The organism is Oleiphilus sp. HI0086 (genome assembly GCF_001635225.1).
Genome location: NZ_LWFZ01000729.1, coordinates 1 through 11,561 on the forward strand (window position 1 = coordinate 1; position 11,561 = coordinate 11,561).

Genomic DNA, 11,561 nt, shown 5'->3' on the forward strand with positions numbered 1-11,561 from the left:
GGTCAACCACATTGTTTGAGAATCTTTCACTATGGCCCATATACGATTCCCTGAGTCAAACCTTAACCTTAACTTTCCACTCCTTATATTTCTTAGCAATACAGAGAACGGAATTAGCTTTCTTTGATCAATTAATAGCTCCTCAGAATGTTTTAAATCCAACGACAGCAAATCCATTCGATCAATCAGAGGTCTTGCGTCATAACGTATTCTCACAACCTGGAACCCACTGCATTTATCAACAGAAATGATTGGTGTGTAACCAATCTCTGACCGACTTCTGACACTGTTTTTACAGCTCTGGATACTATTTTCTTGAAAATTAGAGCTATCGATATCAAAGCACTTGGAACTTACCTTTGTGTTGAGACCATAGCTAAGATTAATTGACGCCTCCTCAAATGCATCTTTCTGTGTAGCCCCTATTCCTGACACCTCGTATAGTCCAGGTTCTATTATGTTAATGAGACCAACGCCTTTTTGTAGACAAGACCCTGCTTGCACAAAATAACCATTCAAAGCCAACGCCATTATCACTACAACATATCGAACAATTTTCATTATCATTGGATCTCCTTATCTCAGTAACGGTACCTAACAAGCTCAACATCGCCTTCACTAAAAATCGAAGGTGCTTGGTTTCTTCCAAGTACCGCGGATACAACCGATACCTTCCTGTCTACATAACTGTAGAGTTCATCAGTCGTAACCTTTTTGTCGCCATCGTTGTCAGCTTTTCCCGTTAAGCCCTTAGCTAAAAAGTTTGAAAATAGACCATTGCCAACATAGTCATACCAAGTTGCTACTCCTTCCGACTGTGTCGCGGAAAATACTGTGATCGCACTATTTTTCGTAGGTACAGATATTAAGGGTCGCCTCAATACACTCGCACTTACGTTTGGATATAAGGTTCCGTCGTGAGCATTTCCACTAAAACATGCGTCTAGGAACACTACGATATTTTCAGCATCAATTAATGAAAGCTGGCGATAAAACTCGTCAAGATGATAGCCAGATACATCAATTGAATCGGGTGTCGCGTCGCTAGGCATTAAGTAAGCAGCCCACTTATCATTAATTGCAGGCACACCATGCCCAGAATAGAAAACGAACACTGTATTGGCCTTTCCCTCACTCAACCCGTTAACTGAACGCTGGAATTTGCCAGGCTTGCCATTCGCGCCAATTATGGTTTTGAACTCACCTAAGGAAACATCATGGTATTGAGCGATATTTCGACTTGGAATCCCCATGTTCTTTTCAAACACGTCAGCCATCAATTTTGCATCTTTCAACGCATATCTAACGGGTAGCCCCGGCATTTTAGAATAGTTTCTGTTACCTATAACGAGCGCATAATTGTCAGTATGTTCTATCCTATTCTTGCTTATCCTTGCCGGTCTTTTATCCTCCTCAGCTAAACCGATGTTAGAAACTGCATATTGTTTGACATTTCCTGAATGGTGATATCTAAAACCTTCCTCGATATGCAAGGAATAATTTGCGATCCGTTTTATCGAATGTTTCGCGTCATCGATACCCAGGTCTTTTATATGTATACTGAATTCCGGTTTAGTATTCTTATCCAGCTCCAAGTCACCTCTTAAGAATAAAGTGAGTGGAAGCCGTTCTCCTGGAGCTAACAAGGCTATCCTTTCAGGCCACTGTTCATCGACTAGACGTATACCTTTCGTTTCTAGTTCGGTATGTATTGCAATATTACGTGCTGGCGTGCTGCCAATATTTTCGGCAATCAATTCATACTTACTTGTGCGCCCAGGCTTTAGTGATTCAAACGTTCTCCGTGTTGTAATTCTTATTCTGGGTTCTTCCCACTCGTGGATTTGGTAACTCGATTTAGCTATATCGGCGCCAAAGCCATCCATTTCTTCAGCTTTTACAACAATATCTAACTCATCGTCATCGTATTCTCGAGGCAATAAAATAGTTTGCGAATGTATCCGTTCACTGTTTGGAGGGATCTCACCGATAAAAGATTTGAAAAGTAGACTTGGCATTGAACTACGTCCATCAATGATAAGCTTTACGTTTTCAGCTAGTCCCTCTCCTTCATTTCTAATGAGCACTTGTATCTCAAGAGTCTCATCTTCGTAATAAATTCCGTCTGAGTCTGAATCAACTAATCTTGGTTCTACTACAAGGCGAGGCGGGTTATCGTTTTTCAGCGTTGCTCTTAACCTCTCTGATCGCTCCCGAGCTTTTTCCTTTACTTTTCTCAGTAACTTGTTTGGTCGATAATCAACGTCATCACCATCATAATACCTAACTGGTTTTAAGCCTCTACCAAATGAAGCAAATCGGTATTTTGCTTGCTTATTGATAGTGATACGACCATCACCAGGGACTAAATTAATCGCGTTTTCTGCTAGCCTTTTAGATTCATTAAGGTCTCCCTCCTCTAAAGCTCTTTCAGCGTCAGTAAAAAGCTCAAATGCTGTGTCATTCTTTGCAGCAAAAGTACTCAAGCTAATAGCAAACAACACAACAAAAACTACAGACGTTTTAACCATATTCATCTTTCTATACCTTCTCTAAAACAACCTTAAAACTCGATTCCAATTTCTAGCATTCCTATCTTGAATTTGTTCTCGCTAGCCCCAAAAAACTGTTGCGCAGCGAAATCAACTGAAAAGCCACCTCTAACAAAACCTAGACCAACCGAAGCTCGCTGTTCATCCGCTAAATCAGAATAATTTCCAGTTTGATCTGTTATGCCAGCTCTTATCGCAAAAGTGTTCGAAGAAGTGGCACCACCGATTAGTAGTTCAGCACCGAGCTTTTTCTTTGTAAGTTCGATATCTAAAGAGTCGCTAGTTTGAAACAATAAATCCGACATCCCGCTGTACTTAAGTTTTTCGAAATCTGCGTTAAGATTGAGTTGGAAACTTACTTCGCTAAAGATCCAACCAAGACTCATCTTCGAACCAACTGATACTGATTCCGGGTATGCTGTAATCTCTCGGTTTCTTAGGGGATGATTAAAATCGTTTTCGAATGGGGTATGAGTCGACTCAAAATGGTAAGCTGCGCCTACATCCCACGCTAAATATCCAGAACTTGATGTGAAGTCGATTGGTTTATCAAGTAATCTATAGTTTGCCCCTAACTGTAATCCATACCCCGACGTCTCTTGCCTTACCTTATCGCTCACATCTTTTTCTTTTACCGATATGATTTTTAATGTGCCGCCTATTTTTGCGCTGTCTGACGGTGCATAAGCGACGTTTGCGCTGATATCATAACTCTGTAGAATCGCCGCTTCTTCAGTTCCTTGACTGGGCTCTTTAAAAGACACTCTTATGTTGTGAGTATCATATAAACCGAGGCCGAAAGCCCATTTTGTGTACCTTTTAGCCCAAAACACACCGCCATCGTCGTCCGACCCAAGCCCCGTATTTTCATAGCTAGTAGCACCAATAAGCACAAATTCCCCAGTATCCCTAGCGTTGAACTCACTAAATCCCATACCAGCTGGATTAATTGCCATAGAGGTCGCTCCATTAACTGCCGCAACTCCAGCTCCTCCTTGCGCCAATGTACGTGCGCTAAGGGGTAACATTTCAACAGGTGCCGCATATGCGGCCCCCCCAGTGACGGAGATCGCTAAAGATATAGCCAATGCTCTTTTATCGAACATGCACTTCATAATCGCTAACTCCCTTTACCTTAAAGCTCGTTGTAAGAAACGATGCTCTCTGTTTCGAAGAAGCCGTCGTCATCTTCGTCAAGACGATAAGCAATATGAGTGTCGTAATAAGTAAGCTCTACCTGACTTGATAGGCCTGTTACTAAAACAACACCAGCTGAATATTCGGAGTTATAATCGGTATAGACGAGCGCTTCTGTTATATCGACCGAATACGAAACATTGAGTTCAAGCGACGCAAAGTTAAGCGCTGAATCAGTATCGAGATAGTAAGTACCATCCCAGCTCCACCTACCGGGTTCTTGTCTGAGTTCAATCGCAAAATCACTAATTTGATAAGGGTCGTTGAAATATAAATTGGTAGGTTTTTCTTCATACCTTTGCCCACTCATTGCCAAGGTATTCGCATCTCTAAGGTCAAAAGTTATCGAGCCATTCTGAAACTCAACAAAGCTTTCAAGATCATCTAGATTGTAAGTTCCATAGTCGAGCACCCTATTTTCATACGTTTCTTTCACCGTGGTATTTTCAGCTATGTAGTCATAGCCATCAAAATAACCACTTAAAATATCGTACCGATGCGAGCCCGAAATATAGTATCCCGAATGTAAAAAATCGGCTCCGCACTGAGCAAAGTCGATATCTATATAATCGCCAGCTCCGTGAACGCGGCTGCCATTTCCATCTTGTAAAGAAGTAACGCTGTAGAATTCTACTAAGTACGATCCACCTCTATCACAAAGATCGCTTAAATCTGATGAACCGTTCGGATAGCTAGCCGTTGTTACCGAATTGCCAAGTTCTAGATCAACGTTCTCAAGCTTGTATCTCAGTTCGTTTAACCAGTACTCGTTTAGTTGATATACCTCTGAAATTACAGATTCAACATTCTGGTCATTAATTTCTCCTGTAGCGATTTTTGGAAAGTTGACCTTAGGCAGGTCGCTTTTGTTAATTTCTCCTCCTTCGTTTACGGGGTTTATTGGTTGCCCTGAATCGCCATCGCTTCCTGATCCGCAACCGGTCAAAATTGCTAGTATAGATGCGCCAAGTAGGTTTTTAGTTGTCATTAGGTTTGTCATGATCGTTGTATCCTTAAGTGTTGTTAGTGTTCGTTATTCAGTACTTTTTCTAGTTCGTCGTAAGCTTTCTTTGCTTCTTCTTTAGTCCACTTAGCTTCAGCGTCTCTAAAGCTCGATTTGATGAAGAGCTTCTTGTTCTTCTTGGCCAACTCTTCATCAATCCCCACCAGCACGTACTTCACCCCATTTGGGTCAGTAACCGAGGCATAAACACGGCTTCCCGATAGCGGCATCTTTAATTCACTTTGCCCTATTTCCTGTACATGTTTTTCTGCCCGCTCACTCAGACCTGATCCAGTGATAGACTCGTAATCACTTAGCGCTGCCTTTAAATCAACAGTTAGTTTTCTTGCGAGATCTGCTCGAGCGCGTTGCTGAGCAATTTGAAATGAGAGGTTCTCGCTGGCACTGTTACGGTCATAACTTCCCCTTCCTGTAACTAGGTCACCCATAACCCCTGTACACACCCAATTTGGAGCTTCCTTTTCCGTACCGTCAAAATTACACTCTGCTGTTTGAGGTGCTGGCGTTTGTGGTACATCATTAACTGTTGAACATGCGGCAGTTAGCGATACACCGATTATTAGCCCAACTGACTTATATAGATTTGTCATAATTTCCTCCGACATTTATGGTTTGAATACGTAAAAGTGATAACACGCGTTAAAGCGCATGCAACGCTTTTGGCATTTGCTTAAGTCGGGAGTAAATTTACAGAAAGTAGTAAAAGGGGTAACGGGACGCTTGGGGGACAAAGTTAATGCAAGCACTCTAAAACTTTGATCTAATGGGGCTTTCTATTGAAGGTTAGGTTGGTAAGTAGAATGATTAAGCAAACTGAAATCAGAACAGGCAGCATTACCTTATATGCACTGTTCCTTTTTCTTTTTCTTATTTCTACATCTCAGTTTGTCTTAGCACAACCAAGTAGGCCTGACCTCCCATATCTGGTTGTCTCACTAAGCACCCAAAATAGCGCTTGTGTATCCAAAACTTCGGTTCAGCGACCCCCTTGTAAACCTGTCTCATCAGGAGACTATTTAGACAAACAATCTGTCATCACAATTTCGCAAGGAAAAATAAAACTGTTTTCAATGTCTTCGAAAAGTATGATTATGCTGAGCGAAGGAAGCCATCGTTTGGATTACCTAGAAACACAAAAGCTGATTCAGGTTTCAGATAAGGAACGAATTGCCAAACTTTTGAGTACGGGTTACCGAAGCACAGCATCCGTCGCAACTCGTTCAAAAAACAAGGCAGCATGTTTTAAACAAATCAATCTAGATAAAGAATTCTGGGCAATAAACTGTAAGTTACAAGCAACTAAGAACAAGAAGCCCAAAAACACACTTGCTACTGTTCTGCCAAAAGCATCCAACTATCGCTCTATCCCTAAGCAGGTATTAGTAGGTGAATTCGCCTCTAGCCACTACATTGCTTCCGAGAATTTCTGCAAAACTATCGACGAGCATGCAATCGAGCTGGCAGAAAAAGCGTTAACCAGTGGCAAAGCGATACTTATTCTTTCACCGAAGGGATATGATTGGGAAGAAAACACTATTCTTCCAATATCAAATTCATGCAAACAAAGCCTTGATCAAGAGCTCGCAGAGCTTAATACCCTTGACCTAAACAAGAGCCTGCATGAGCAACTCATTTATCACGCATATAAAACACACGGCTTGATATTTGATGCAAGCGAAACGCTACAACAAAAAAGGGTTAATTAAGCCCTGTATATTCAAAGGAAGACCAATAATACGGATGTGGATTAATATCGTTAAGTAAAAATACTTTGGCCTGCTGTAGTGCTTCTGATTTACTCATAGATTCAAGATTACTGTAGAAGCCGAGCATGAGTAAACCTGTCTCTTCATCAGGAACTTTCCACAAGCTACTGACTACAGAATTAGCACCTGAAAACAATAAGCCATGAGTAAAACCAAACACTTCATCACCGGATCTTACCTCTCCTAAGCCTGTCTCACAGGCAGATAGCGTAACCAAGTCAGCGGAAATATTTGTCTCATAGAGTTCAGACAGAGTGAACATCCCATCATTTTTATCGTCTCCAGCCATAACAAGCGATGAGAGAAGAGGCTCATTCTCATTGAAATAGGCATGACCTGCATAATGAATAACTCCGTAATCTGAAATGCTATTTTTGAATTCAGTTTCAGTTGCTTGCTCACCTTTCAAGGTTTTTGATCTGTATGTAAGATTACCGATCGCTGAAGCTTCAAGCTCACTCATTTCTAAGGAGGAAAATCCATGGTCATTTGCGGGATTACCAATTACTAATGCCTTCTCGCTTTGAACAACTCTATTGGACAAAAGCTCTATAATTGAAATATTGGGCATTAACGAATAGCTGTATTTCTCTACTAGGAAACTCTGCCCATCGTGCAGAGACCCAAATGGCAAGTAATGCAGTTTTCCATAGGGTGTAATTAATAGACTGGTACCGTTTAAGTGTGGTTCTACGGGTTTGATGAGTGCATCATATAAGGCGCGACTATTTGATAGATAATCATCAGACCTAGTCCGTATCTTTTCCAAATACTCTTCGACAAGCGTGTCAATATTTGCCAACTCAACCATATGTCCGTAAACACTATCTTTGTTGAGAGCAAAGACATTCAAACCTTTGACTGATTGTGAGAAGAACAACATGGAAGTATTGTCAGGTACAGTAGACTGCATGTCCGCGATATTAATACTTGGCACACTGATCAATGAAAGTAACTCTGGCGCTTCAGCTTTCAATTCGGAACGCAAGCTTAAGATCATACTGCGTTCGTCTTCAGACTTGTTAAAACTGTTCTCCTCAAGAATCTTGATCTCATTAATTAAAGAATCAGCCTTAGAAGAACGTGAACCAAACTTTTCTTTAGCCGCAAGACTATCAACTAGTGCGCGAGACTTGGATCTCTCAGCATATTCTAAAGCTTTTCCGTGATCGCCAATCTCTATAAGGTAGTCGATATAAGCACTGTATACTTCAAACTTATCTGACATATAACCAATCTTTGAGGAACTGGCATTTATAAAGTTTCTGTTTCGTTCGTAAAAGTCTATCGCTTTTATAAAATATTCTTTTGCTTTGTCAGACTGATCGGCATTTCGTAAACTTAAAGCATAATCTCCCAGTGCTGCATAGTAGACGTCAGGAAACTTTGACTTCAAGTCATCTCTAGAAAACAACCTTTCATACATACCAACTGAACTGTTGTAGAAATCTCTTGCAAGATAAGAGCGTGCTAACTTATACAGATGTGGAATCTCTTTATCTTTTGGTAATTCGCCAGACTGTGTTGCCTGGTTAACAGCCTGCAGATAGTCTAGAGCAGGAATACTATTAGGCCCAGCCGCTCCCGCTGCATAAATACTAGCTCCAACCATCAAAAAATCGGTCATGCTCCAAGCGTTGGAGCGTCTCAATTCGTTTTCTGCTTGACCGTATTTCCCAAGCGCTTGGTAAACATCGGCGATTGCTAGCTTATTTTTTACATCATCATCAGTTCTATTCAGAACACCAAGTGAAATACCACGAATATAGCCAATTTCCTGCTCAGCAGCACTAGTATTACCCAAGCAAGCTGCAGACAAGCCCTTTAAACGACGCAGCTCGCGGTATTCATCTTCCATGGTTGGTGGATAGGAATTTTGAAACGGATTTAGACCTTTCGTCGCATACCCTAATGACTTATTACAATCGTGGTAATCAAGATATAGCTGTGCCGACCTAATCGAGGCTTCAGCGTTCTGCCTATAATAATCTGTCCTGTCAAACGCCGACACGTCTTTGTGATAACGCCCTAGCTTCATATAGGGTAAGTTATCGACTCTAGTTTCTAGCCTAATCAGACAATGCTCAGCATCAGAGTAACGATACAGTTCATAAAAATCATCGCAGAGGTTTCTTAACTCATAGAAATCATCGATATGCCCAACTTTTTCGGCTTTCTCATATCCAATATCCTTGATTACATCAAGCTCGCAGCTTTTGTCGTCACAATGACTCCACGGTTTAGAAGCACAGCCATAAAAAAATATAGACAGTAGAACTAAAAGTAGAGTCTTAGTACGCAAATTTGGAGATGAAGAATTAAGCAGAAAGGCTTTTTGGTTTATCATGAGCCAGATTTGATTCCTTAGTTTAAACAGCAGTTACTATGTCGCGCATATTACCTTTTTTACTATTTTTTTCAGTACTTTCCGGTTGCTCAATCAATAAACCAATTCAAACTTTAGATCCTGCTCTCATTTCTGATGATTCCTTTGGTGAATACGAACTATATGCGGACCTAGTTAAAACAGGCGATAAGTGGTATTTCACTAATATAAACGACTCCAGAGGCGAAATCCTGCTCAACAATCTGACTTTACACACCCTTTCACACACTGAACACAAACGCTGCCACAGAGGCATTTTCGGGCTCACGTCAGGTAACTGCGAAGAAATAGATTCTAATTGGCTAGCCTATAAACCGATGGAAAGAAACTTGATTCTATTCCCTATTTCTTGGGCTCTCGCACCTATTGGAATCCCAATTTCTTGGGCGAACGGAGACTTCACTGATATTGATGTTTTCTTCTTTCCAGTTCAGGTAATTCCGACATTTGACAACAAAGCCCTTAAGCAGGCGATTGATCAAGCGGCTCAATTACAGGACAACAACTCCATGATCGATGACATTGGTAACCTTTACTACGAAATAAAAGAAAACAGTAAAAACGCAAGCTACGATTACCCCAAGAGCAACGGTGAAGAACTAACTAATCTGGTAGATGAATTCAAAAAGAATCAGAAAGCAGCGGTTCGTAATTATCTCAAAGAAAATCTATCGCTGGTCTTAACAGATAACAGCGGGTTGCTTAACAAAGAAGCCCCTAACCCGAACTACTTAGCCAAACCAATAATTACTATCCAAGAATTAGAGCAAGATTTTCTTTACCCAGAAATTAAGCCCTTGGCTCAAACTAAAGACTTAATTACGTCCCTACTACCAGCCGATAGCCTGGGAGAACTTCAGTCAAGACTTCAACGTGCCAAAACAGAGCTTATGAATCGAGAGATATCGAATAACTCAATATACAATCAAAATATCGCTTTGATTAAGCAAACAAATGCATTGAATGTAGACAACTTCCTACAATTTAAGAAAGCTTCTTTGACCAATAAATTCACCATAGATTGGAAAATTAGTCCTAGCTCAAAGTTCCTTTTAAAGGACATGGATTACCAAATCGAATTGCCACCAAAATTAGTTTTGAGTCAATCAGAACTCGATTTTGAGCCTTATCTTAATCTGATCATAAACAGCATTAACTATAAACCCGCGCTCCCCAACAATCATGTTGAGGAAGATTCGTATTTGAGAGCTTCACTGCACAAGGATCACATTGAGTTTACAAACAAGTCTGATAGCTCAATTGAGCTTGACTCATTAAAGCTCAGCCTAAATGGTTTTCTGATTGAGACCGAGTTAAACAAACCTTTAAAAAAGGGCGAAACTTACAAGCACTTTCTGACAAAAGCCAATCTTAAAACTTATTCTCCATTATTTTCAGGGTTAACTAAGGAACAAGCGGATAAGACGAAAGTACTTACTACACTTATTATTGATTATAGGCACGATACCGGTTCTCATACCCTAAATGGTCAAAACGAAGAATCGCCCCTGACAACTCTTCTTCAGAATTGAACTATTAGATAATCATTGTTGCGGATTAATAATATGACTGGCCCCAATAAATTTGGAGCCAGTCGAAGATCTTATTGCAAAGTTACCTCAAACTCATAAGCATGATAATCCTCTAAATGACCATTCGTATAGTTATAAAAGAGCTCAATTACCGCATTGGTTTGCGTCAGGCTTTCAATTATGAACTGTTGCTCTACACCAACGGATAATGGCGATTCAGGCACAAAGCTAACCGTACCGTCTTCGTCAGTCACCTTGATCTGTAAACGTGACGCAGAACTTCTGTTCGGTCCATCCGTTGCCGTTACGGTAAGCAGATACTGGTTACCTGGGTAAAGGGCGACCGCGTAACTATCGACATTATCACGGCTACCCATCTCAAGCTGACTAACTATAGGCTGAGAGACGTCAACGGCATAAGCTAAACGTGGCGTCTCATTGGGTTCCATGTTATTTTCAGTTGAATGAGGATTATCCCAAGTTTCTCTCGGTTCCCAGATTGCCACTTCATATTTGAAATAATCATTCTGATAAATCGTACCAAGTTGAGATAGTATTCGGAGATAATAAGTACCTGTTTCAGTCACCGAGAACTCGCCGCTTGAAGCGATATCCTGATGCAAATCATAATTTGATACAACAGGTGAGCCATCTTCATCGATTACTTCAAACTGTAAGCCACCAGCAGTGGTACTACCCGAGCCTTGTAAATTTACACTCTTGATACTGTAAATCGTGCCCTTGGTTAAGGAGTATTGATAAACGTCGACCTTGTCTTCACCTCCTATTAAGAGCTCTGAAAGATAGGTTTTGTTTAAATCTGCGAGCTTCGCAGTATTGTGCGTCTCGTTAGGTTCGAAAGTGTTGTAGTGGTCAACTAAAACTGGCCAGCCCGTTATAAGTTTTTTCGTAAGCCTGTTCAGTCAATAACGGTGACATACCACCATTATGATGATGAGGCCGATGACGATTGTAGTAACCATTAATGTATTGATCGATAGCTGCTTCTGCTTCCATAAACGATTCATATCCTGATCGCGGCATCCATTCTGTTTTAAAGCTTCTAAAGAATCGCTCCATTGGCGCATTATCCCAGCAATTTCC

Annotated in this window: 10 protein-coding genes; 2 read left to right on the forward strand and 8 right to left on the reverse strand. The window is 40.9% G+C overall.

Annotated features, from left to right (window positions below):
- From A3756_RS28690 to A3756_RS12050, 5 genes are all read right to left on the reverse strand, one after another.
- The coding region (locus tag A3756_RS28690) for a hypothetical protein (RefSeq protein ID WP_231875530.1) at positions 1-561 on the reverse strand (561 nt) is incomplete at its 3' end.
- 20 nt (positions 562-581) lie between these two features.
- A complete protein-coding gene (locus A3756_RS12035; RefSeq protein WP_068512444.1) occupies positions 582-2,537 on the reverse strand; it encodes a caspase family protein in 1,956 nt (651 codons plus the stop codon).
- A 26-nt stretch (positions 2,538-2,563) separates the two neighbouring features.
- Positions 2,564-3,667, reverse strand: coding sequence for an OmpP1/FadL family transporter (locus tag A3756_RS12040; protein WP_068515529.1), 1,104 nt, complete (start codon positions 3,665-3,667; stop codon positions 2,564-2,566).
- 20 nt (positions 3,668-3,687) lie between these two features.
- Positions 3,688-4,749 (reverse strand): hypothetical protein, encoded by a 1,062-nt coding sequence (locus A3756_RS12045; protein ID WP_068506800.1) that lies wholly within the window; start codon positions 4,747-4,749, stop codon positions 3,688-3,690.
- Positions 4,750-4,772: 23 nt separating this feature from the next.
- Entirely contained in the window at positions 4,773-5,363 is a 591-nt protein-coding gene (locus tag A3756_RS12050) for a hypothetical protein (RefSeq protein ID WP_068515533.1), read from the reverse strand.
- Between the two features lie 210 nt (positions 5,364-5,573).
- Here A3756_RS12050 and A3756_RS12055 point away from each other — a divergent pair, with 210 nt between their 5' ends.
- On the forward strand, positions 5,574-6,479 hold the full coding sequence (locus A3756_RS12055) for a hypothetical protein (RefSeq protein ID WP_068515537.1): 906 nt from the start codon (positions 5,574-5,576) through the stop codon (positions 6,477-6,479).
- On the opposite strand, the gene A3756_RS12060 is transcribed toward A3756_RS12055, so the two are convergent.
- On the reverse strand, positions 6,472-8,886 hold the full coding sequence (locus A3756_RS12060; RefSeq protein WP_068553572.1) for a CHAT domain-containing protein: 2,415 nt from the start codon (positions 8,884-8,886) through the stop codon (positions 6,472-6,474). The two genes, A3756_RS12055 and A3756_RS12060, sit on opposite strands and share 8 nt — an antisense overlap.
- Positions 8,887-8,924: 38 nt before the next feature.
- Here A3756_RS12060 and A3756_RS12065 point away from each other — a divergent pair, with 38 nt between their 5' ends.
- Positions 8,925-10,457 carry a hypothetical protein gene (locus A3756_RS12065; RefSeq protein ID WP_068553573.1) on the forward strand — a complete coding sequence of 511 codons (1,533 nt, stop codon included), beginning with the start codon at positions 8,925-8,927 and terminating at the stop codon, positions 10,455-10,457.
- A gap of 71 nt (positions 10,458-10,528) precedes the next feature.
- Here the strand turns inward: A3756_RS12065 and A3756_RS26100 are convergent, their stop codons facing one another.
- Complete coding sequence (locus tag A3756_RS26100) at positions 10,529-11,380, reverse strand: pre-peptidase C-terminal domain-containing protein (protein ID WP_082865228.1); 852 nt, start codon at positions 11,378-11,380, stop codon at positions 10,529-10,531.
- The coding region (locus A3756_RS12075; protein WP_156490434.1) for an integrase core domain-containing protein at positions 11,331-11,561 on the reverse strand (231 nt) is incomplete at its 5' end. The genes A3756_RS12075 and A3756_RS26100, both read right to left, overlap by 50 nt.

What these genes read in the sequence shown, in the direction of transcription:
- A3756_RS12035 (WP_068512444.1), bottom strand. Translation starts at nt 2,537, where the DNA reads ATGAATATGGTTAAAACGTCTGTAGTTTTTGTTGTGTTGTTTGCTATT.
- A3756_RS12040 (WP_068515529.1), bottom strand. Translation starts at nt 3,667, where the DNA reads ATGAAGTGCATGTTCGATAAAAGAGCATTGGCTATATCTTTAGCGATC.
- A3756_RS12045 (WP_068506800.1), bottom strand. Translation starts at nt 4,749, where the DNA reads ATGACAAACCTAATGACAACTAAAAACCTACTTGGCGCATCTATACTA.
- A3756_RS12050 (WP_068515533.1), bottom strand. Translation starts at nt 5,363, where the DNA reads ATGACAAATCTATATAAGTCAGTTGGGCTAATAATCGGTGTATCGCTA.
- A3756_RS12055 (WP_068515537.1), top strand. Translation starts at nt 5,574, where the DNA reads ATGATTAAGCAAACTGAAATCAGAACAGGCAGCATTACCTTATATGCA.
- A3756_RS12060 (WP_068553572.1), bottom strand. Translation starts at nt 8,886, where the DNA reads ATGATAAACCAAAAAGCCTTTCTGCTTAATTCTTCATCTCCAAATTTG.
- A3756_RS12065 (WP_068553573.1), top strand. Translation starts at nt 8,925, where the DNA reads ATGTCGCGCATATTACCTTTTTTACTATTTTTTTCAGTACTTTCCGGT.